17 protein-coding genes are annotated in these 23,045 nt (G+C 64.2%); 7 read left to right on the top strand and 10 right to left on the bottom strand.

All coding sequences use genetic code 11. The annotated features are described in order from the left end of the window. Nucleotides 1–65: 65 nt before the first annotated feature. The 5 genes from metK to VN706_08930 form a co-directional block, all read right to left on the bottom strand. Nucleotides 66–1,151 (bottom strand): methionine adenosyltransferase, encoded by a 1,086-nt coding sequence (metK, locus tag VN706_08950; protein HXT15745.1) that lies wholly within the window; start codon nucleotides 1,149–1,151, stop codon nucleotides 66–68. A gap of 276 nt (nucleotides 1,152–1,427) precedes the next feature. Further along, nucleotides 1,428–2,555 (bottom strand): hypothetical protein, encoded by a 1,128-nt coding sequence (locus VN706_08945; GenBank protein HXT15744.1) that lies wholly within the window; start codon nucleotides 2,553–2,555, stop codon nucleotides 1,428–1,430. Nucleotides 2,556–2,580: 25 nt separating this feature from the next. Continuing rightward, on the bottom strand, nucleotides 2,581–3,285 hold the full coding sequence (locus tag VN706_08940; GenBank protein HXT15743.1) for a hypothetical protein: 705 nt from the start codon (nucleotides 3,283–3,285) through the stop codon (nucleotides 2,581–2,583). Next, entirely contained in the window at nucleotides 3,282–3,884 is a 603-nt protein-coding gene (locus tag VN706_08935; GenBank protein ID HXT15742.1) for a hypothetical protein, read from the bottom strand. The genes VN706_08940 and VN706_08935 overlap by 4 nt, the downstream gene beginning before the upstream one ends. Beyond that, a complete protein-coding gene (locus tag VN706_08930) occupies nucleotides 3,881–4,387 on the bottom strand; it encodes an RNA polymerase sigma factor (GenBank protein ID HXT15741.1) in 507 nt (168 codons plus the stop codon). The genes VN706_08935 and VN706_08930 overlap by 4 nt, the downstream gene beginning before the upstream one ends. Before the next feature lie 223 nt (nucleotides 4,388–4,610). Between VN706_08930 and VN706_08925 the strand changes: the two genes are divergently transcribed. Further along, complete coding sequence (locus VN706_08925; protein HXT15740.1) at nucleotides 4,611–5,066, top strand: response regulator; 456 nt, start codon at nucleotides 4,611–4,613, stop codon at nucleotides 5,064–5,066. An 18-nt stretch (nucleotides 5,067–5,084) separates the two neighbouring features. Here the strand turns inward: VN706_08925 and VN706_08920 are convergent, their stop codons facing one another. After that, on the bottom strand, nucleotides 5,085–6,476 hold the full coding sequence (locus tag VN706_08920; GenBank protein HXT15739.1) for a TldD/PmbA family protein: 1,392 nt from the start codon (nucleotides 6,474–6,476) through the stop codon (nucleotides 5,085–5,087). After that, nucleotides 6,473–8,107, bottom strand: coding sequence for a TldD/PmbA family protein (locus VN706_08915; protein HXT15738.1), 1,635 nt, complete (start codon nucleotides 8,105–8,107; stop codon nucleotides 6,473–6,475). The genes VN706_08920 and VN706_08915 overlap by 4 nt, the downstream gene beginning before the upstream one ends. A gap of 183 nt (nucleotides 8,108–8,290) precedes the next feature. Between VN706_08915 and VN706_08910 the strand changes: the two genes are divergently transcribed. The 3 genes from VN706_08910 (at nucleotide 8,291) to VN706_08900 (ending at nucleotide 13,784) form a co-directional block, all read left to right on the top strand. Next, nucleotides 8,291–9,307 (top strand): hypothetical protein, encoded by a 1,017-nt coding sequence (locus VN706_08910; GenBank protein ID HXT15737.1) that lies wholly within the window; start codon nucleotides 8,291–8,293, stop codon nucleotides 9,305–9,307. A gap of 69 nt (nucleotides 9,308–9,376) precedes the next feature. After that, the gene (locus tag VN706_08905) at nucleotides 9,377–12,466 is read left to right on the top strand and encodes a SusC/RagA family TonB-linked outer membrane protein (GenBank protein HXT15736.1); all 3,090 of its coding nucleotides are present in this window, start codon (nucleotides 9,377–9,379) and stop codon (nucleotides 12,464–12,466) included. 10 nt (nucleotides 12,467–12,476) lie between these two features. Next, a complete protein-coding gene (locus VN706_08900; GenBank protein ID HXT15735.1) occupies nucleotides 12,477–13,784 on the top strand; it encodes a RagB/SusD family nutrient uptake outer membrane protein in 1,308 nt (435 codons plus the stop codon). Nucleotides 13,785–13,915: 131 nt separating this feature from the next. On the opposite strand, the gene VN706_08895 is transcribed toward VN706_08900, so the two are convergent. Beyond that, on the bottom strand, nucleotides 13,916–16,012 hold the full coding sequence (locus VN706_08895; protein ID HXT15734.1) for a M13 family metallopeptidase: 2,097 nt from the start codon (nucleotides 16,010–16,012) through the stop codon (nucleotides 13,916–13,918). A 54-nt stretch (nucleotides 16,013–16,066) separates the two neighbouring features. Further along, nucleotides 16,067–17,476 (bottom strand): peptidoglycan DD-metalloendopeptidase family protein, encoded by a 1,410-nt coding sequence (locus tag VN706_08890; protein ID HXT15733.1) that lies wholly within the window; start codon nucleotides 17,474–17,476, stop codon nucleotides 16,067–16,069. A 91-nt stretch (nucleotides 17,477–17,567) separates the two neighbouring features. Here VN706_08890 and VN706_08885 point away from each other — a divergent pair, with 91 nt between their 5' ends. The 3 genes from VN706_08885 (at nucleotide 17,568) to VN706_08875 (ending at nucleotide 20,963) form a co-directional block, all read left to right on the top strand. Then, the gene (locus tag VN706_08885; GenBank protein HXT15732.1) at nucleotides 17,568–18,527 is read left to right on the top strand and encodes a metalloregulator ArsR/SmtB family transcription factor; all 960 of its coding nucleotides are present in this window, start codon (nucleotides 17,568–17,570) and stop codon (nucleotides 18,525–18,527) included. Nucleotides 18,528–18,750: 223 nt separating this feature from the next. Continuing rightward, nucleotides 18,751–20,229, top strand: coding sequence for an adenosylhomocysteinase (gene ahcY, locus VN706_08880; GenBank protein ID HXT15731.1), 1,479 nt, complete (start codon nucleotides 18,751–18,753; stop codon nucleotides 20,227–20,229). A gap of 80 nt (nucleotides 20,230–20,309) precedes the next feature. Beyond that, complete coding sequence (locus VN706_08875) at nucleotides 20,310–20,963, top strand: hypothetical protein (protein ID HXT15730.1); 654 nt, start codon at nucleotides 20,310–20,312, stop codon at nucleotides 20,961–20,963. Here the strand turns inward: VN706_08875 and VN706_08870 are convergent. Next, nucleotides 20,960–23,041 (bottom strand): fused MFS/spermidine synthase, encoded by a 2,082-nt coding sequence (locus tag VN706_08870; protein HXT15729.1) that lies wholly within the window; start codon nucleotides 23,039–23,041, stop codon nucleotides 20,960–20,962. The genes VN706_08875 and VN706_08870 overlap by 4 nt on opposite strands. Between the last annotated feature and the right edge of the window lie 4 nt (nucleotides 23,042–23,045).

Raw genomic sequence — 23,045 nt, 5'->3', positions numbered from 1 at the left:
TATGGGCGAAAGCAAAAAACGGAGCCGCCAGCTGGCGGCTCCGTTCATTTGTGGAGTGAAGAATTCTACGCTTCCCAGCTCAAACCCTGCTTGCCGAAGTGACCATAGTTCGTCGTCTGGCGATAGATCGGCTTCCGCAGCTCGAGCCGCTCGATCATCGCCGCCGGGCGATAGTCGAACGTCCGAATGAATTCCTCGGCCGCGCTCGCATCGCCTGTCCCGAACGTATCCACGCGCACCGACACCGGCTCGGCACGACCGATCGCGTACGCCACCTGCACTTCGGCGCGCTTCGCATAGCCGTTCTTCACGACCTGCCGCGCGACGAAGCGGCCAAAGTACGCGCCGCTCCGATCCACCTTCGACGGATCCTTACCGCTGAACGCGCCGCCGCCGTGCCGGCCCATGCCGCCGTAACTGTCGACGATGATCTTGCGACCCGTCACGCCACAGTCAGCCGAGGGGCCGCCTTCGATGAACTGGCCTGTGGGATTCACGAGAATCTCGACGTGCGGGCCGAACCACGACCCAAGCACCTCGGGCGCGAGGCAGCTCGCGACGTAATCGCGAATCTCCGACTGCGACGCCTCGGCGGTGTGCTGCGTCGACACCAGCACGGTCTCGACCCGCACCGGCTGATTGTTCTCGTAGCGGACGCTGACCTGCGTCTTTGAGTCGGGGCGAAGCCAGGTGCGCTCGCCCTTCTTGCGGCCGGTTGAGATGCGCTGCGCGAGGCGATGCGCCAGCTGTACGGGCAGCGGCATGAGCTCGGGCGTCTCGTCGCTGGCGTAGCCGAACATGATGCCCTGGTCGCCGGCGCCGCCGGTGTCCACGCCCATCGCGATGTCGCCCGACTGCTTGCTGATGAACTGAATCACCTTCACGCCGTCGGCGTTGAACGCCTCACTCGGATCGGTGTAGCCGATCTCGCGGATCGCGTTGCGCGCGATCTTTTCGTAGTCCACGTCGGTGCGCGACGTGATCTCCCCGGCGAGCACGACCTGGCCACTCTTGCAGAGCACCTCGCACGCGACGCGGCTGTTGGCATCACCGGCGAGGTGGGCGTCGAGAATCGAGTCGGCGATGAAGTCGCAGACCTTGTCGGGGTGTCCTTCGCTGACCGATTCCGAGCTGAACGTATACGAGCTCATACCGAGGGTCTCTCCGCGCTGAGTCCAGCGCTCTGAAAATGAAAACGGCCCCGACTTCGTTCGTCGCGGGCCGTTGCATCAGCCACGACTTAGACGGGTGTCCGCGAGGCCTGCGGCCTCGGTACGCGGCCCGTCAAATCGGGAGAAATCGCCGCGTGCGGTGGAAGGTATCGCGGGGGCGCGGGGCGTCAAGGGGTTGGCGCTGGGCGTTGGGCGATGGGCGTTGGCCGTGAGTGCAAAGGCAGACGCATCCAGTGCCTTATGATCAAATTACAATTATGGAATTGTAATTAAACCGACCTGGCCCCCGAAATCATCTTCGGCACGCGGCAGGTTCGCGGGGACGATCCAGTCGCCGCCGTTCACGCGGATTACCACGCGATGGGGGCCCGGCGCCACCGCGCGATCCAGATGCCACCCCGCCGCATCGCGATCGAGCACCACCGGATCCCACTCCGTGAAGTCCGCCATCAGCTCCACGCGCTCCGCACGCACGCCGGCCACCTGAATGCGCCGCGACTCGCCGCTCACCAACACCGACATCCGCGGACCGTCACGCGCCGACGCCCTCGCGATCGCCACGTGCGGCCGCGACGCAAACCGGAACGCCACGGTCGTCACCGTGGTGCGCGGAATGCCGCGCAGTACGTCGGCCAGCGTATTCGCCCCACTCACGACGAGCGCCAGTCCAGGCCTCAACCACAGCTCGGCGTCGACCGAATGCCACACGCCGCCCCGCAACGCGACGGTCTCGTTGCGTGCACCAACCGCGACGCCAACCGCGAACGGCCCCTGCTCGTGACGCCACGAACCAGCGGCGTCGAAATACTGTTGCGCACTTCCTTGCCCGTTGAGATGCGCGAGCGGGTCATATCGCGCACCGCTCGACGTTACCGACGCCTCGGCGCCGAACTGCTCGTAACCGATCGCGACCCACGCATCCGATTGCGCACGCAGCAGAGTGCTCGATGCGCTCTGGTGCGACATCGCGCCGCCCGCGCCCGAGAACGAGACGCCGTATCGGCCCGTGGCATACCGAACACCGGCGGAAAGATCACCGCTCGCCGACGCGCCCGATCCGTTCACCGCGAACGCGCCGCCGCTGGCCGACACGAACGGCCGCATCGATCCCGTCGATCGCAAGTCGGCCGACCCCGCGATCATGAACTGCGCACTCGCCGACGCTTGCAACCCGAGTACAGCGAGTGCGCTCGATCGCACCCAGCCGCGCGGCAGGGTCGCGTCGAACGTTCCGCCGAGCGTCAGTGCCGAGCCAGGCTCCATGTTCGTTTGACTGACATGCGAGACGCCGAGATCGATCGTTCGCGTCTGCGCGCCGGTGAGCGCAGGCGCGAACGAGCACGCAACCGCGAGCAGAAGGAGGACGAGCCGGCCAGGGCGCATCCTCCAACATAATTGTGTACAAGCGCTATGGCTTCTTCTTCGGCGGCGGTTTTGGCGCCGGCTGCCCCGTCCCCGGCGGTCCCGGCGTCGTGGTCGCCGCCGGCACGGTCACCTTGTCTCCGCTGCCGATGCCGAACGAGCCGGGCGGTCCGATCTGCGGCACCAGGCCGCGCCACCGGATGTCCACCGATTTGTCCGGCGCTCCTCCGAGCGCGACGTCCTGGTTCACATCGCGAATGAACTGCGATAATTGAACATCTGGAATGCCGCGGCGCATCAGGTCGATGACGATGCTCGTCGCGCGCTCGGGCGACACGTGATTCGCGACGAGTTGCGTCAAGACGCCGAGCGGCACCGCAACTGGACGGTCGGGGCTCGCGAGCCGAACGGTGCGCAGTACGGCCATCGAAATGCCGAAGCTCAGCGCATCTTCGCCGGCGAGAATGTCCGCCTCCGTGGGTGCCGGCGCGAGCGCATCGCGCGCCTGGACCAAACGCACCGCGACGGCCTGCGCCGCCGTGACGATGCGCGCCGAGGGCACTTTCGTGTTCACGCCGCGATGCACCTTCGCCAGAATTCGCTCGGCGGGGAGTCCCTGCGCACGCGCATCCTGCACGATGCGCTCGAGCTGCACGGTCGCCTGGGCGTCGATGCCGGCGGGAATATCCTGACCCGCCGCCGGGCGAAGCGCCGCGGCGACGAGCACGCACGCGAGCCACATCGTTTTCATGGCCGTCCGACGATGACGACGGATTCCTCGGTGCCGAGATCGGGATCGCGAACTTTCGGGAAGCGCGGATCGAGCACGAAGATCGAGTCGTCAACCATGAATCCGAAGGTATGCCGCCCCGGAAGAATGGGTACGGTCACCGACCACATGTCGCCGTCGGACGAACGCGTCATTGGCGACGCCGTCGGCGCCCATTCGTTGAAGTCGCCCACCACCGACACGCGATGCGCCGAACGATCGTTGAAGACGAACTGTTGCAGCACGGGCATCGCCTCACGCTCGGCCGGCGAGGTGTTGGCGTACACGACTCCCTTCTGCAGCGACGCCGGCGGCGCCTGCGCGACGTCACGCGACGCGGGACGCACGGATTCATTCAACACGAAACCCACGACGACCGCGCCCGCGGCGATCGCACCCGTCACCCACCAGCGTGCACCACGGCCACGCGGCGGCGCGATGACAATATCGTCATCGCTCGGCGCGACGCGCGCGGCGGCCGCGGCCGAGACGACGCGCTCGACCGCCGACCGCTCGACGGACGGCAAGCGGCGCAGCTCGTCGATCGCCCGGAGAACGAGCGGATCCTGATCGTCGCTCATTCGCGCTCCGCCCACGAGGCAAGTCGCGAACGCAGCGCATCGCTCGCGCGCTTCACGCGCATCTTCAACGCGGACTGCCGCACGCCGGTCATGCGCGCGATCTCCTCGTATGAGAATCCTTCGATGTAGTGCAGCAGAAAAATCTCTCGATTGTATTCGGGAAGCTCGGCAAGCGCGCGGCGCACCGTATCGCTCCACGCCGATTCCGCGGCGCGCGCCGTGTCGTCGTCCGCCGCCAGATGGAGCACCGCATTCTCGTCGGCGATGGTACGCCGCGTCTCGCGATGCTGCACGGTGTTCGCCGTGCGGCAGCAGTTGCCAAGAATTTGAAACAGCCACGACTCGAACCGTTGGCGTTCCTCATAGCGCGGCAGCGCGCGATACAGCCGCACGAACGTGTCCTGCACCATATCCTCGGCTTCGTCGGGATTTCGAAGCATGGCGCGCGCGAAACGAAGACAGCGCGCATAGTACGCGTCCACGATCTCCGTGAACGCGTCGATGTCGCCGAGCTTGGCGCGGACGATGGTTCGGGAATCAAGGCCGGCGGCCTGGGCGGGCTTGGGCAGAAAACGCGGGGTCAGAAGGGCCTCGGGCGGGCTAACGTCGGCCTAACCGGACGCGAAATGCGGCGGTCACTTCGCGAAATGTACGTGAGGGTCTGGAAAGTGCATTTAGTACTCAACGACCGGATCGCAAACAGTTGCACCGTCACGGGATAGAAGGATGCGCTCCAGACCGCTCGTCGTGCTCGCCGAAGACAATGAGGATACTCGCCGCGTTTACGGCTTGATCCTGCAGCACTTCGGCTACGAGGTGAAAGAGGCGACGAACGGCGTCGAGGCCGTCCGCGTGACGCGGGAGTGTCAGCCCAGCCTGGTACTCATGGACATTGGGCTGCCGGGACTCGACGGTTGGCAAGCGAGCCGCATGCTCAAGTCCGATCCCGCGACGCACCGCATTCCGCTCGTGGCATTCTCGGCGCGGATCGATTCGACCGCTGATCTGGGCGGCGACGCGAGCTTCGACGGCTATATGCTGAAGCCGATCAGCCCCAGAGAGCTCGTGCGCCGCATCGATGCATACCTGCGGCTGCTGGGCGTTCAGACGCCTCGTCATTCCGTCGAGCCCGACGCAAGCGAGCTCGGCGAGAGCGAGGGCCAGACCGAAGCGCTGGTCTGACCGTCGCGTTTCACGCCGTCAAACGGCGTCGGACAGGCTCGTGAAATTGAAGTCGCGAATCTTGAGTGACGGCATCACGACGTCGCCGCCGGATTCCGTTCCCGCGACGCGTTCGGCGCGGCCGAGCCCCTCGAGATTGTTCAGCATGAGCAGCGGCGATTCGTTGAAGCGGAAGTTCTTGATCGACTTGGAAACTTTGCCGTTTTCGATCAGGAACGTGCCGTCGCGCGTGAGTCCGGTGTAGAGCACGGTGCGTGGATCGACCTGACGTAGGTAGAACAAGCGCGTGACGAGTACGCCGCGCGGCGTCGACGCGATCAGCTCCTCGGTCGTTTGCGTTCCGCCCGCGAGCTTCACGGCGTTCGTGCCGGCATCCGGCTCCTGATTCTTCTTCTTTGCCCAGAAGCGCCCGTAGGTGAGGCGCTTCAGCACGCCGTTCTCGATCCACACGACGCGGTGAGACGGCAGGCCCTGTCCGTCGAACGTGTTGCTGAGCAACTGTGGATCGGCGGGATCGGCGAAGAGTGTGACACGCTCGTCAGTGATCTTCTCGCCGATCTTCGTTCCGCCGCCCGGCTTCGAGAAGGCGCTTCGTCCCTCATCCGCGGCGCGCGCGGAGAGTGAAAAGGCCAGCAACTGCACGAGATCGCCGACCGCCTGTGGTTCGAGAATCACGGTGTAGCGGCCGGGTTCGATCGCGACGGGATTCCGCGACGAGCGCGCTTTGTCGATGGCGCGTTGCGCGACGCCTTTCACATCGAGCTGCGACCAGTCGGGATGATCCGCGCCTGCCCAGCCTGAACCTGTGCCGTCGGCGGTGCGTACGGTGAGCGTATAGTTCGTCGACGTTCCCGATTGATACGCGAACAACCCCGCGCTGTTGCCGACGGCGCCGGCGCCGATACCGGTTTGCAGAAAGCCGGCGGCCTTGAGATCGCCCGCCGCGCGGCACGGATCGATCGCCACGCGCGCCGCTTCCGCGCGTCCCTCGGGGCCGAGGTTCGCAGTCGAGTCGAAGTACGCGGTGACGTTCTCGTATTGCTGGGGACCGAGTGGCGGCATCGCCTCGGGATCGTCGGGGGCGAGTTTCGCGAGAGCCTCCGATTGGCGAACCGCGCGCTCGAGTCCCGCGTCCGTGAAGTCGTTCGTCGAGACGACCGAGTGCTTCGGGCCGAACGAGCTCTGAATGGTGAGGTTCGCGGTCGCGACGCCACCGGCGGTGGAAATGCGATTGTCGGCAAAGCGAACGTTGGCCGCGTATCCGCCGCCAAGGTTCACCTGGATGGAGTCGGCTTTCGAGAACTTTATAGCGCGCTCGATGAGCTCCTGCGACTGTTCGCGCGTCAGAACCCTCGCGTCCGAGGGGAGGCGGGGCCGCCCATCGCCCAACTCCCAACGCCAGGCGCTCATGCTTTCCTCCCCGTGTTGATCACGTTCACGTTCCGAAACCGTGCCGGCACGCAGCCGTGGCTCACGGCGCCGACCTGTCCCGGCTGCCCTTTCCCGTCGAAGAAGCTGGCGCCCATCATGTAGCCCGATTTGCCGCCGATCATGTCCATGGAGTTCCAGAACTCCGTCGTCTTCATTTGATAAGCGACGTCCTTGAGCATCCCGGTGATCTTGCCGCCCTTGATCTCGTAGAAGACCTGGCCGCCGAACTGCGCGTTGTAGCGCTGCTGGTCGATGGAGTACGAGCCGTCGCCGACGATGGCGATGCCGCGATCCGTCGCCGCGATCAGGTCCTCCCACTTGAGATCCTTCTCGCCCGGCAGGAGCGACACGTTCGGCATGCGCTGGAACTGCACGCTGCTCCAATTATCGGCGTTGCAGCACCCGTGCGATTTCACGGGCATACCATTTTTCTTATAATAACTCTCTAACCACGGCGCCTGCTCGCGACTGGTCTGATAGTCGTGGAACACGCCGTTCCTGATGATGAGGAACGACTCTGCCTTCACGCCGTCGTCGTCCCAGCCGATCGTGCCGCAGCCGCCTTCCTGCACCCGGTCGCCCTGGATGTTCATGAACTCGGGGCCGTATTTGAGCGTGCCAAGGACCTTTTCGGGCGGCGCGACAAAGCTCGTGCCGGCGTAGTTGGCCTCGTAGCCCATCGCGCGATCGAGCTCGGTCGGATGGCCGATCGACTCGTGGATGGTGAGCCACAAATGCGACGGATGGAGCACGAGATCGTAGCGACCGACGTCCACCGGCTTTGCCTTGAGCTTCTCCGCGGCTTCCTCGCCCCACTTCGGCGCGTTCCCTTTGAGGTCGGCGGCGAGCACGAATTCCCAGCCGCGGCCGGCCGGCTGCACCATGTTGGCGCGGGTCTGGAAATCGCTGCCGTCCGACGAGATCGCGGTGATCCCCATCGGCGCCCAGCTGCGAATCACAGTTTGCTGAATGAACGAGCCGTCGGTGTTGGCGTAGCTGCGGTCTTCGCGAACGAAGAACAGCGTGCTGTTCACGAAGCGCACGTTGGCGACCTTCATCGCTTCGGTGTTCGCGTCGATGAGGAGTTGTGCTTTCTGTTCGACGGGAATCGTGAACGGATCGATCTCGTAGGTGCTCTTCCACGTCGCGTTCGGATACGCCTGCGCGGGCGCGAGGACGACAGGCGCCGAGCCCGGAAGGCGATTCGCTTTCGCGATGGTCGCCGCCTCGCGCGCCGCGGCAGCCACGCCGTCCTTGGTGAGATTCTGCGACGCGGCGAATCCCCACGCGCCGTTGACGAGCGCGCGAACGCCGATGCCGATCGAGTCGGTGTCGCCGACCTGCACGATCTGCTTCTCACGCGTACCGACGAAGTTCTGGCGATAGCGGCCGATGCGCGCGTCAGCGAACGTGGCGCCGGCGCTCTTCGCGGCGGCGATGGCGTCCATGAGAAGCTCCTTGATTGGAAGCTCCTCGAACGCGGACACGCCGCGCGGATAGACCGGAGCGGCGGACAGCGCGTTGGCGAAGTCGGGGAGGAGGGTTCCACCGACGGCGGCGATCGCGGCGGCGGATCCCGTCTTTCTGAGAAAATCGCGTCGTGACGTCATATGAGGATTATAGAATGAGCGTCTGAACAACAAGTGAAGGGGGTCCTTCGACTCCGGCGCTTCGCGCCTCCGCTCAGGATCACGAGCGCAGCGTTATCGCTCAGGATGACACAGCGCGCCATATATTTCTACTGTACGGAACTCTCCCCGCCACATGTTGTTCGGTTTGTGTATGGAGGGATCATGGCCGCCCGACTCGCGCTCCGCAATCAGAGCGCGCGCACCCCGCTCGGCTTCGCGCTCGTTGCGCTGCTTTTCTATCTGATCGATGGACTCATCGTTCACTCGTCGGTGTTCCCGCGGAGTGCAGACCTGCTGTCCGCCGCGGTGAGCTTCGATCTCACGATCGGTGTGACGGCGGCGTACTGGTTCATGGTCGTGAAGCCGGGACACGCCGTGCGGCGGACTGCGTTGCCGATCTTTGTCGCGAGCATCGCGGCGGCGGCAGTCACGTTGCCCGCAGGCCATCGCGACGTTTTGCGCGATCTACGCTACTTGTCGATTCCGTTCGAGCTCGCGGTCATTGGGCTCGTGGTCGCCGGCGTGCGCGCCACCAATCGCCGCCTCGCCGCCGCCGGCACTGAGCTCGACGTGCCCGAGCGCATTCGCACGGCGCTCAGCGGATTGGTGGCATCGCGCGTGGCCGATGTCGTTGCAATGGAATGCTCTATCTTGTTCTACGCGTTCGCGTCGTGGCGCCGGCAACCGTTCGTTCCGCGCGGCACGGAGGGGTATTCGTACCATCGAAAGAATGGGTACGCTGGGATACTGTACGCACTCGTCGGCGTCGTCATGGTCGAAACCTTCATGCTCGATCTCGTCGTGCGCATTCGGCACCCGTTCGCCGCCAACGTGCTGCTCGCGTTCGATGTATTCGCCGTGGTGTGGCTCTTCGGTTTTGCGCGCGCCGTACAATTGCGCCCCATCGTCCTGACACGTGACCTGCTGCAGCTTCGAATGGGTTTACAATGGGCGGTGGACGTCGCGAGACACAACATCGCGACGATCGAGTACGGGCGCATCTCGCAACCGCCGAAGGGGACGCCCGGGTATGTCCGGATTGGGCCATCGCCGAATGCGATGATCACTCTCCGCGAGCCCGTGCTCGCGCATGGACCGTACGGATTCGCACGATCGGTGCAGCGCATCGGCGCCCACGTCGACGACTTGAGAGAGTTCGAACAGTCGATGCGTGAATAATCGCACTTGATGTCCCTTCCAGGAGCGGGTACAGTTGGCCACCTGCATCCTCCCACTAGGAAGGGGAACATGTTCGCTCGATCTCTTCGATGTCTTGCTGCCCTCGCGTTGGCGACATTCGCAGTCGCCGCGAGCGGCACCACTCTCCACGCTCAAGACAACTCCGTTGCGGGCCGCGTTCGCGCGGTCGGCAGCAACGAACCGTTGGGCGGCGCACAGATCAGCGTCGCCAACGGCACACAGCGCGCGGTGTCGGATGACGAGGGTCGATTCCGAATCACCGGCCTCACCGGGACAACCGTCGCGTTCGACGTGCGACGCATCGGGTATCGCAGTGAACGCGTGACCGCGCGCGTCGGACAACAGGATGTCGTAGTGTCACTCACCAGCAATCCCACGAGTCTCGAAGCCATCGTCGTCACCGGACAACCGGGCGCCACGGCCCGCCGCGAGATTGGCAACGCGGTCGGACAGATCGACGCGTCAGCCATCGTCGCCGAAGCACCTGTCATCAACATGCAGGGCCTGCTCAACGGACGCACGCCAAGTCTCGTCGTGCTGCCCACGTCGGGCGAGGTCGGCACCGGTTCTCAGATTCGCATTCGCGGCCAAGCCAGCCTGTCGCTCGGCAACAATCCCTTGCTGTTCGTCGACGGCGTACGCGTGAACAACGAAGCCGCGACTGGGCCGGTGAGCCAGTCGTTCGGTTCGTCGCCGATCTCACGTCTCAACGACTTCAATCCCGACGACATCGAGTCGATCGAAGTATTGAAGGGGCCGAGCGCCGCGACGCTGTACGGCACGGAGGCAGCGAACGGCGTGATCAACATCATCACGAAGAAGGGCTCCTCGCGCGGGACGCGCTGGAACTTCACGACTCGGCAAGGCGCGAACTACTTTGCCGATTATCGCGATCGGTTCCCGGTGAACTACGGCCCGCGGCGCTTGCCGACGGACAATCCGAGCGGCGCGGCGACGGGACCCGTCGAGGCGCTGAACTTTGATTCGCTCCTCGTCGGCGCGTGCGGTGACTCGATCGACACACGCCTCGGTAAGAAGTGCGACATCTACCGAAACGGGCGCCATCAGGAGACGGAGATTGCCGTGAGCGGCGGTGCGAACGCGCTGACCTATTACGTCAGCGGCAACCTCCTCGACGACCAGGGCGCCGAACCGCGCTCGAGCCGGCGCAACTACGGCGGCCGCATGAACGTGAATCTCGCGCCATCACAGAAGTTTAACATCTCGGCCAATGTCGGCTATGTGACCGGCCCGACGAATCTGCCGTGCGACGCCGGCTGCGGCGGGTACACGTGGACGACGCTGTCGGCCACGCCGAGCAATTACAATTTGCCGCAGCGTCACGGCTTCCACAGCAGTTTGCCGTATCAGTACGATCAAACCGTCGTGCTGTGGCAGGATCTCGCGCGCACCACGGCGAGCGTTCGGCTCGAGCACCAGCCGTTGCCGTGGCTGTCTCACCGCCTCACGCTCGGCGGCGACGTGACCGACGAAGGCAACAACGAATGGGATCCGCGCGTCGATTCGCTCGGCTCGCTCGGCTTTCGCGACAACAACGAGCGCACGCTCGTCAATCGTTCACTCGACTATTCGGCGACCGCGAACTGGAATTACCGGCCGTCGATCAAGCTGACGACGTCGCTCGGCGCGCAGTACTGGACGCAGAGCGTGCACTCCGTAGACGTGAACGGATCGGTGTTCCCGACGCCGGGTCTCGAATCGGTGAGCTCGACGACGAATCGCAATCCACCGACCGAACTGTTTTCCGACGACAAATCGCTCGGCATTTACGGGCAGGAGCAGATCGGCTGGCGCGATCGTTTGTTCCTGACTGGTGCACTGCGCTCGGACGATCACAGTGCGTTCGGCGCATCGTTCAACCGTGTCATCTATCCGAAGTTCTCACTGAGCTACGTGTTGAGCGAGGAGCCGTGGTTCCACGTGCCGCTGCTTGGAAGCAATCTCGACGAGTTCCGCTTCCGCAGTGCGTACGGCGAGTCCGGCAAGGCGCCGGTGGCGTTCTCGTCGATCAAGACGTATTCGCCGACCTCGGGGCCGGGCGATGCGCCCGCGGTAACACCGAACACGATCGGCAATCCGAATCTCGGGCCGGAGCGCGGCAAGGAGCTCGAGGTCGGGTTCGACATGAGCGCGTGGCAGAACCGCTTCGGCGCGGAATTTACGTACTACAATAAGAAAACAGTCGACGCGATCCTCGACAAAGTCGTCGCGCCGTCGTCGGGTCAGGCCGGCACGCAGCCGGTCAACATCGGCGGGATTCTGAACAAGGGCATCGAGATCGGCGTGCACGGTACGCCGCTGCGGCGTCAGAATGTCGCGCTCGACCTGACCGGCCAGTTCTCGACGAACGACAACGAAGTCACCGACATTGGCATTCCGGGGCAATACTTCGTCGTCGCCGGCACTTTCCTGCGGCATCAGGTCGGGGAGCCGGCGTTCAGCTGGTATGAGAAGCGCGTCGTTTCGGCCCAGATCGATCGCTCGACGGGCAAGATCACCAACGTGATGTGCTCCGACACGCTGCCTGGTTCGGGTGGCAAGGAAGGCGGCCAGCCGCGGCTGTGCGCCGGCCCGGATGGAAAGTTTGGAACCGCCGACGATGCACCGATGGTGTTCCTCGGCCGCTCGGTGCCGCCGCGCGAGATGTCGTTCAGCGGCAACCTCACGCTCTTCAATCACCTTCACATTTTCTCGATGATGGATGTGAAGAACGGCCAGAAGAAGCTCGACGGCAACACGCGCGTACGCTGCGGCATCTTCGGGCGCTGCCAGGAGAACTTCCTGTCGACGTTCGCCGCCTCGGTCGATTCGATTCGTGCCGCCGAGGCCAACTCGAACAGCAACCTCGTCGACTTTCTCGTGACGAAGGCGAACTACGCGCGATGGCGCGAGCTGACGTTCACGCTCGACGTGCCGGAACGCTGGGCCGCGAAGGCGAACGCGAGCCGCGCGAACATCGCCGTATCGGGACGCAACCTTGGATTATGGACGAGTTATCAGGGCTTCGAACCAGAAGCGATGTTCCTGGGCGGATCTCGCGGCGGCAACGCGGCATGGGAGCAAACGACGATGCCGCAGCTTCGCACGTGGCTCGTCTCACTCAACCTGTCTTTCTGAGGGCGCACATATGAAAAACTCTCTCATGCGCGCGCTCGTGGCGGCTTCCGTTCTCGCCGTCGTTCCTATGGCGGCGTGCGATCTGGGCAAGACACTGAGCGTGCAGCCGGCCAACCTCATTGCGGCGAACTCGCTCGAGCAACCCGAGAACGCACAACTGCTCGTCGCGGGAGCCGCGTCGGACTTCGACTGCGCGTTCAACTCCTACGTCGTCGTCAGCGCGCTGATCGGCGAAGAATTCGAGGACGCGCTGCAAACAGCCGATCGCTGGCCGTACGATCAGAGAACGGTGTCGGCGAACCAGGCGCGCTATTCACAGAATGGCTGCACGGCGCTCGGCGTGTATCAACCGCTTCAGGCGGCGCGCGTGTCGGCGACGAACGTTCGCGGTCTGCTCGAGGGCTGGACCGACGTGCAGGTGCCGGGACGCAACGTCGCCATCGCGCGCATGTCCGCGTATCAGGGATGGTCGGAGCTTCTGATTGGGGAAGCGTTTTGCTCGACCGTGTTCTCGACCGTGCACGGCGAGACGGTGAATTTCGGCACCGAGATCACGCGGGCGCAGGCGTTGGACACGGCCATCGCCGCGTTCACCAATGCCATCAGTGTGGCGCAAGCCGCTGGAGGGGTTACAGCTGACAGCATTCGCTTCTTCGCACTCGTCGGACGGGCACGCGCCAAGCAGGACAAGGGTGACTTGTCCGGCGCACGCGCCGACGCGGTACTCGTTCCGGCAACGTTCGTGTGGAACGTGACGGCGTCGAACAGCAACACACGCCGTCAGAACCGCGTGTTCCAGGAGAACAACCCAGGCATCGTTCCGTCATCGTCCGTCGGAGCGCGCTACCGACAGGCGAGTTACACCAGCGATCCGCGCATCAAGGTGCAGAACACCGGAAAATTCTCGAACGGTACGAACGTGCCGCTCTGGACGCAGTCGAAATACACGGCGGTGACTTCGCCGATTCCGGTGGCGACGGGAACGGAGATGCAGTTGCTGATCGCCGAGGCGGACATCGCCACCAACCGTGCGAATACGCTGGCGATCATCGCGCAGATGCGCGCCGCCGGAAATCAGCCGGCGTACACCGGAACGACCGCGGCCGACGATCTCGCCGAGATCATCGATCAACGCCGGCGCGCGCTATTTCTTACTGGAACGCACCTGGGCGACCTCATTCGGTACAACATCACACTCTCGCCGGCCGCCGGCGCCAGCACGCCGTGGGGACAGCAGTACGGTCCCGACAAGGGCAACCAGTTGTGCATGCCGCTGCCGCAAGTCGAGATCTTGAACAACCCGCTGTTGCACTCGTGAGACAGAGTGTCGCGGCGTTGAACAGCTAGACAAACGACAGGGTCAGACAAAATCTGATAAGGTCCGTTCAGACTTTATCAGATTTTGTCTGACCTTGTCGTGGTATCTAGTTCTTGTCAGATCTTATCCAGCTACCAGATACGCGCCCGCTGGCTTTCGGGCCGCACCATCGGATCGCCTTCCTTGCAGCCCCACGCCTTCGCGAACTCGGGCATGATCGACAGCGGCCCGTTCACGCGCCACTTGCCCGGCGAATGCGGATTCGTGTTCACCTGCAAACGCTCCGCTTCGGGCCGCTGCACTTCGCGCCACACACGCGCCCAACTCAGGAAGAAGCGCTGCTCCGGCGTGAAGCCGTCGATCTTCCGTCGCGCTGACGGACCCTTCGCGTCGAGCGCCTTTTCCAACGCGCCGTACGCTACCGTCAGCCCGCCGAAGTCGCCGATGTTTTCGCCCAACGTCGACTGGCCGTTCACGTGCGTCGCACTGTCGATGACCGTGTAGCTGTTGTACTGATCGATCATCTTCTGCGTCGCCGCCTTGTACTTCGCGGCGTCCTCGGCGGTCCACCAGTCGCGCAGATTGCCCTTCGCGTCGAACTGACGGCCCTGGTCGTCGAAACCGTGCGACATCTCGTGGCCGATCACGGCGCCGAGTGCGCCGTAGTTCACCGCGTCGTCGGCATTCGGATCGAAGAATGGCGGCGCGAGAATGCCGGCCGGAAACTGAATTTGATTGAGCGATGGGCTGTACGACGCATTCACCGTCGGCGGCGTCATGCTCCACTCGGTCTTGTCCACCGGCTTGCCGACGCGGTTCCAACTACGATTCTGATTCCACTCGGCGTCGGCGACGCCGTTCTGATAGTACTGGCCCGGCTTGATCTGAAGCGCGGAATAATCGGTCCACTTATCCGGGTAGGCGACCTTGCGGAGATATGCATCGAGCTTGGTCGTCGCTTCCCGCTTCGTGGCCGCGCTCATCCAGTCGAGTCCCTGAATGCGATCATGCAGCGCGCTGACGAGATTGTCGACCACCTTCCGAGCGCGCTCGCGATCCGCCGCCGTGAACGTGCGCGAGATGAACTCGTGGCCGACCGCCCAGCCGAGCGCACCGTTGGTCGCGGCGTAGCACGTGCGCCAGCGCGGCTGCTGTTGCTGCACGCCCGACATCACTTTCTGAAAACGGAAGTCTTCGTTCGCGAAGCGTGCATCGAGGCGACCCGCGGCGCCGCTGACCGCATGCCAGCGAAGGAACGCCTTCCATTGGTCGATCGGCACGTTCGCGATGAGCGAGTCCAGGCCCTTGAAGTAGTTCGGCTGCGTGACGTTGATGACCGTCGCGTTCTTGCCGCCTTCACCGCCGACCGCGTTGATGTATGTCCGCCAGTTGACGTGCGGCGTCATCTGGTTGAATTCGTCGATCGTCATCTTGTGATACGACGCGTTCGGATCGCGCATCTGCGCGCGCGGCGCCGTGATGCGCGCAAGCTCTGTCTCGAGCGCCATCGCCTTGTCGGCGTCGCTCTTCGCCTGACCAGCCGGCTCGCCTGCCAGCTCGAGAGTGCGCGCGATGTGCGCGACGTACTCGCTGCGAATGTTCGCCGAGCGCGCGTCGGTGCGGAAATAATATTCGCGCTCGGGCAGTCCGAGTCCGCCCGGACCCGCCGATACGATCGTCTCGGTGCTGTTCTTCGGATCGGCGCTGGGACGCACGCCGAATGGCGTCAACCCGCCGCCGCCACGACCACCGCCCGCGCCGCCGCGCAATTCATGGAATGAACGCACGAGATCGGCCGACGAGTTGATCGCATTGATCTTCTCGAGCGTCGGCTCGATCGGCTTGATGCCGACCGCGTCGATTGTCGCGGTATCCATGCACGCCGTGTAGTACGTGCCGACCTTCCACTGCTCGGAGCCGGCTTTCGCTTTGCCTGACTTCACCGCGGCCGAGTCATCCTGCATGACTTTGTGGGCGACGTCGGTATTGTGCTCCGACAATGTGCTGAAGCTCGAGATGCTGGTGCGATCGGCGGGAATCGCGTTCTGGTGCGCCTTGAGCCAACCGCCGTTGGCGTATTCGTAGAAGTCCGTGCATGCGGCGCACGTGGTGTCCATGTCCGCCTTGTTGAACACGGGCGAACGCTGTTGCGCGCTCGCGAGTGTTGGCATCGCGGGCAACGCGAAGATCGCCGCGACCGCGGCGAGTCGAGAAAAAGTCGCTCTCATGATGTGGGTTGGGTTGTGGTCAACCGATCGGCACCCATCGGTGCCATCATAAAATCAACGTTGCCGAACGCCTAACCGCTGCACCCCTGCCGAGCTCGGCGCGAAATCCATCGTCGGTGCAGGGCGGATAAACGAGTTTGCACTCGTCGCCGCGGTTTGCGCAACCGCACATGGCGAGCTGCGCCATATCGCGCCGCCGAGCGCCCGATGCAGTTGATCGAAGAGAACCGCGCAGTCGGCTTGGTCGCCGTACAACGGCGTGTCTCGACCCATGAACAAGGTCTTCGCCGTGTTCGTCCCCTTTCCGGAAAAGACGCGAACAGTGTCGCCGCCATGCGCGGTGAATCCGGCGGGGAAGGTGAATCCCGCGCCGGCCGCGTTCAGGATGGTGAAGCCCGTGAGGTCCAGGCTCGTCAAGTCAGGGTTGATGTCGACGTCGATGAATTCGTTGTTCGGGTGATGGTCGTCGTCGACTCCCATGATGCGAATCCGCGGCACGGATGCGACGCGCGGTTTCGGAAACGATCCGCTGGTCGCGAACTCCGTGTACACCTCCGGCGCATTCTGCGATGACCAGATCGCGATGCTCGTCGTGCCGCGCGCATCGGCCGCCCAGGGATCGGCGGACGTGCTCTGCCAGCCGTAGGGATCCATCACCGGGATGGTAGACGAACCCGGATGATCCGTTCGATACGCGCTGAAGTGCAAATGCGGGCCGGTGCTGCAACCTGTGGTGCCCGAGAGTCCGAGCTGTTGCCCTGCCTGCACGCGTTGTCCGACGCTCACGTCGATGCGACTCAAATGTCCGTACTGCGTGTAGACGAGTCGATGCGTCGCGACGCCATGTTCGATCGAGATCCAGTTGCCCGCGACAACGGAGTTGTTGAGCAGCGTACACACGAATGGAGTCTCGAGGCCGGCGAACGTCACCGTCCCCGCCGCGCTCGCGAGCACCGGCGTCCCCTCCGGAACGGTCCAGTCGTAGCCGTTGTGACCGTCGATGCCGCCGACTTTCTCGCCCCAGAAGCTGAGCAGGAAACCGTTGTTATCAGAGAACTCGAATGGCAGATTGTGGTCGAACACGTTGCTGACCGAAACGCTGCCGGCGAACGGCGGTCGGAACGCGCCGGTATCGGCGTCGGTCGGGACGTTGATCGCGACAGTCGCTGTCGTCGGCCCCCGCGCGGCGTGCAGCTGCGCGGTACCCGGCCCAACGCCCACCACTTTGCCGGCCCGCACGACGGCGACCATCGAGTCGCTCGACGACCAGGAGATGCTGTCGCTCGGAAAGGCGATTCCGTTCACGCTGGTTGTGAAGGCGATGGCGCTACCGACCGGTACCGTGATCGTGGTCGCGGGCGGCGGCTCGGTCGACGTGCTGGTGGTCGCGGCGGGCGAATCGGAGCAGGCAAGCGTGGCGGCGGCGATCAGGATCGCGGGCAGGCGGCGGCTATGAAATCGCATCGGCAAATTGTATACAACCGATGAGTGACGCGCCAGCGCGGCTTGACGAAGGGAATCGGGGCTATCACCTTTAATCCGGATATACGGATATATGCCCGCGCCCCCAAAAACCAACGTCATCGACCGCCTGAGCATCCTCGCCGACCTGACGAGGAGCCGGATTCTGCTGCTTCTCGACCGTCACGAGCTGACGGTCGGAGAGCTGTGCACCATCCTGCAGCTCCCGCAGTCGACGGTAAGCCGGCATCTCAAGACGCTGGCCGACGACGGATGGGTCATCGCGCGCGGCGAAGGCACGACGCGCTTCTATAAGATGATCGTCAACCGGCTCGATGCCGCGACGAAGGATCTCTGGCTGCTCGTGCGCGCGCAGGTCGCGATGGCGCCGAGTGCGTCGCAGGACGCGCATCGCGCGATGAGCGTGCTGCAGCGCCGCGCCGCGAAAGCCCGCGTGTTCTTTCTCGATTCCGCCGAGCACTGGGATCAGATGCGCACGCAGATGATCGGTGCGCGCGCCGACTTGCTCGCGCTGTTCGACCTGCTCGACGACCGCTGGGTCGTGGGAGATCTCGGTTGCGGCGCCGGACAATTGGCCGAAGCATTGGCACCCTGCGTGGCGAAGGTGATCGGCGTCGACGAGTCGGGGCCGATGCTGAGCGCGGCGGCCAAGCGGCTCGAGTCGTTCGACAACGTCGAGCTGCGCGCGGGGACGATCGAGACGCTGCCGATCGACGACGGCACGCTGGACGTCGCCATACTTTTTCTCGTCGCGCATTTCATCACGGATCCAACGAACGCGATGAACGAAGTGCGGCGCGTGCTCAAACCGGGCGGCCGGTTGTTGATCGCCGACCTGATGTCCCACGACCGCGTGGATTACGTCGTCCAGCTCGGCCACGTATGGCAGGGCTTCGACGGCGAGCAGGTGAAGGACTGGTTGATCGAGGCGGGGCTCACGTCGCCGAAGTACCGTGCGTTGCCGGCCGACCCGGAGGCAATGGGGCCGGGATTGTTCGTGGCAAGTGCCAGGAAGCCGTCGGTGTCATCCTGAGCGAGCACCCAAGCGTTCATCCTCGCGAGCGCAGGAGCACCCAAGCAGTCATCCTCGCGAGCGCAGGAGTACCCAAGCAGTCATCCTCGCGAGCGCAGCGAGACGAGGATCTGCCTTTGATTCACGCAGTAACAAACGCAGTAGAAAACGGAGTTCACAAAGTTCACACAAGCAGATCCTCCGCTCGCCGACGCTCGCGGAGGATGACGACAAGGGAGAAACAATGGGCATCGCCGAGTTGATCGAGCAGGACAAGAGCACCGATCGTCCGCCATTCAAGGTTGCCGATCTTTCACTGGCCGAATTCGGCCGAAAGGAAATCCGCCTGGCCGAGCAGGAGATGCCTGGCCTGATGGCGATCCGCGACGAGTACAAGGGGAAGAACCCGCTCGCGGGCGCGCGCATCATGGGCTCGCTGCACATGACGGTGCAGACCGCGGTGCTGATCGAGACGCTCGTCGATCTTGGCGCCGACGTGCGCTGGGTGTCGTGCAACATTTTTTCGACGCAGGATCATGCCGCGGCGGCGGTTGCCGTTGGACGCACGGGAACGGTCGACAAGCCGAAGGGCACGCCCGTGTTCGCGTGGAAGGGTGAGACGCTCGAGGAGTATTGGTGGTGCACGGAGCAGGCGCTCATGTGGCCGGACGGCAAGGGGCCGAACATGCTGCTCGACGACGGCGGCGACGCGACGCTGCTCGTGCACAAGGGCGCCGAGTTCGAGAAGGCCGGCAGGATTCCGGCGTTCGACGCGAACAACGACCCCGAGGAATGGGGTGTGATTCTCGATTTGCTCAATGCGGAAGCGGTGAAGAACCCGGGCCGTTGGACGAACGTGGCGGCCGACATCAAAGGCGTGACCGAAGAGACCACGACGGGCGTGCACCGTCTTTATGAAATGATGAAGGCCGGTACGCTGCTCTTCCCGGCGATCAACGTCAACGACTCCGTGACGAAGTCGAAGTTCGACAACATCTACGGTTGCCGTCACTCGGTGATCGACGGTTTGAATCGCGCAACGGACGTCATGATCGCCGGCAAGCTCGCCGTCGTTTGCGGCTACGGCGAGGTCGGCAAGGGCTGCGCCGAAGCGCTGCGCGGCCAGGGCGCGCGCGTCGTGATCACGGAGATCGATCCGATCTGCGCGCTGCAGGCCTGCATGGCCGGCTATCAGATCGTCACGCTCGAGGACGTGATCTCGACGGCCGACATCTTCATTACCGCGACCGGCAACTTCAACATCATCACCGCCGATCATATGTCGCGCATGAAGGACAAGGCGATCGTCGGCAACATCGGCCACTTCGATAACGAGATCGACATGGCCGGCTTGAAGAAGGTGAAGGGCATCAAGCGCAACAACATCAAGCCGCAGTACGACGAGTACGCGTTCCCCGACGGCCATTCCGTGATGATTCTCGCTGAAGGCCGCCTCATGAACCTCGGCTGCGCGACCGGGCATCCGAGTTTCGTGATGTCGTCGAGCTTCACGAATCAGGTGATGGCGCAAATCGAGCTGTTCGGCAACACGAACAAGTACGAGAAGAAGGTGTACGTGCTGCCGAAGGCGCTCGACGAGAAGGTGGCGCGCCTGCACCTCGGTAAGCTCGGCGCGCGGTTGACGGAGTTGTCGAAGCAGCAGGCGGACTACATCGGCGTGCCGGTCCAGGGGCCGTACAAGCCGGATCACTATCGGTACTAACGATCGGCGGCTAGCGGGAATCGAAGATCGCGAAGAGGAGGTGCGCCTGACGCACCTCCTCTTTTGCGCGTTCCCCTCACGTGGCATCTTGGATCGTGAATTGCCGGCACCTGATCTTCGTCGCCGTCTGCGCTCGGGCAGCGAGTGCGCAGGCTCCGCGTCCCATCTGCCGAGATAGCGTCGAATCCCGCGCGATTGCATGCGCGAACGGCGTGGCGCGGCGCGCGGGACACACGCTGGTCCTGCGCCTTCGCAGCGGCCGTGAAGCCAGGTTCATTGACGACACGGCGCGCGAAGCCGACGGTGGATACTACTTCAACGGCCGTCTCGGTCGCTCGCGGTTTCTGCTCGTGGAGAGCTGGGGCCACGAGACGTATCCGACGTGGAGCGTCGTGAACGATTCGACGGGCCGACGCGTCGACGGATTGTACGAACCCGTCGTGTCACCGGATGCGCTGCGTTTCGCGGGAACCGCCGAAGGGTGGGACAACTGCACCGAGGGCGATGGACCAGGTCTCGAGATCTGGCGGCTCACCGACAGCGTACCCGTTCGCGAGCTTCGCTGGCGACCATGGGATTGTTCGCATTTCGCCGGCTGGGGTCCGACCGCCGCGCGATGGCGCGGTGCCGACACCGTTGCGTTCATCGTTCGCCACGCCCGCTCGGCCACAACACGAACGGGCGTTGTCGTACGATCCGGCGTATCGTGGCGCGTCAGCGCGCCTCGCCCCTAATCGTCATTCCGCCGCTTCGTACGTAGTATCGGCAACAAGCTGTTGTAGTCGTCCGTCCAGCGCTTGAGCCCCGACGGCATCTTGATGTCTTCGCGGTCTTTCGAGAACTGTAATGCGTCGATCAGCGTCTGGTTGTTGGTCACCAGCACCCAGTCCGAGCTGAACGCGTCGTGCGTCGTGTCGTCGCCGTTCGAGATGAGCACGGCCTTCATCCCGGCATGATCAGCCAGCTGCTTGACCACCGGCGCCAGGTCGAGATAGCGGTTCGAGACGTGGAACGCGACGACGCCATCCGGTTGCAGGTGCCGGCGATACACCTCGAGCGCCTCGCTGGTGATCAGATGCACGGGAATCGCATCGCCCGAGAACGCATCCACCGCCAGCACGTCGTACCGCTGCGGCGCCTCGGCCTCGAGCGACAGGCGCGCATCGCCATTCACAACTTCAACCCGGCCGCGCGACTTGCCGACGTACGTGAAGTAGTGGCGTGTGATCGGCTCGACGGCCGGATTGATGTCGTAGAACCGCACGACGTCGCCCGGTCGTCCGTACGCGGCCATGGTACCGGTCCCCAGCCCGATGACGCCGATCCGCCGTGGTCCCTGGCCGCAACACAGTTCCACGGCGAGTCCCACGCCCGACGAACGGCCGTAATACGTCGTCGGCAGCGTGTCGAGATCGGCGCGATATACTTGCTGCCCGTGCTCGATGATTCCGTGATACAACGTGCGCACCGTCGCGTGATAGTGGGCATCATGCTCCTGCGTCACGTGCAGCGTGCCGTAGAAGTTGCGCTCGCGATACACCGTGCCGATCCGATCGGCCTTCACTTCGCGCGCGACCAGCGTAGCGATCCACAGCAGACCGGCCAGCGCGGTGACCGGTCCGAGCGCGCCGGCGTCGGCCGTCACGAACGCACCGAGCAACGCGGCCAGGCCCAAGCCGATCGAGAACTCGTAGCTTCCCGTGAGCACCAGCGGCGCGACGATGCCAACGAGGATCGCGCCAAGCGCGCCACCCGCCGCAAGGCAGAAGTAGAATCGCGTCAGACGGGCCGGTGCCGGCCGACGACGATAGAGCTCGGAGTGGCAGAAGAGACACACGGCGAAGAGCGACCCGCAGTAGATGGCAACCGTGCCAAGCACCGATGTGTGCAAATCACCCTCGTACAGCCGATAGCTGGCGAGCGCGACACCGATCCCGCCGACCGCCACGATCAACGGACGCGGGTTCCAGTCGTCGCCGCTGAACGCAACGACGAAGCTGAGCAGATACGCGATCAGCGGCACGATCCACAGCAGCGGAATCGTCGCGACGTTCTGACTGATGTGATTCGTCACCGCGCACAACAACAGCGAGCCGCACGCGGCGAGTGCGATCCACAGCACCTGCGTCCGCGCGGCGATGGGGGGCGCGTCGTCTACGCGGTCACCCACAGCATTCGACGTGACGGTGCGCTGCGACCAGACGATCGCCGCACACAGACCGCCGAGTACCGCGACGGCGACGATCAGCACCACGATCTGGCTGCGCAGGCTCGCGCGCGGTTCGACCAGCCACGGATAGACGAGCAGCGCGAGCAGCGAACCAACATTAGAGATCGCATATAGCCGATACGCCTTCCCCGCTCCGCCCCTCCGCGCCGAAACCTCGGCGCGTGCGAACCACGATTGCAGCAGCGGACTGGAGATCGACAGCGTGACGAACGGCAGTCCAATCGTCAGCGCGAGCAGGGCGAGCACGCTCGACACCGGCCGCGTTGGATCGGCGCGAAGCGGAGCGGCGAGTGTCGCCGCGAGCTGAACGATCGAGAGTGCGAGCAACGCGAGATAAATGTTGCCTTGCGTGCGCGGCCGCGCGCGCGTGGTCAACCAGTGCGCGACGAGATAGCCGAGCAAGAGCGCCGACTGAAAGAAGACGAGACACGCCGTCCACACAGCGGCCGAGCCGCCGAGCAGCGGCAGCACACGTTTTCCCGCGATGGGCTCGATGAAGAACAGCAGCGCGCTGCTGAGAAAGATCGCGAGCCCGTACGCGGCGCGCGGCATGCCGCCTCGCTCGATGGAAGGCGCGCTCACGGCC

The sequence above is a fragment of the Gemmatimonadaceae bacterium genome (genome assembly GCA_035606695.1).
Lineage (GTDB): Bacteria > Gemmatimonadota > Gemmatimonadetes > Gemmatimonadales > Gemmatimonadaceae > JAQBQB01.
This window is presented reverse-complemented; position numbering and strand designations above follow the sequence as displayed.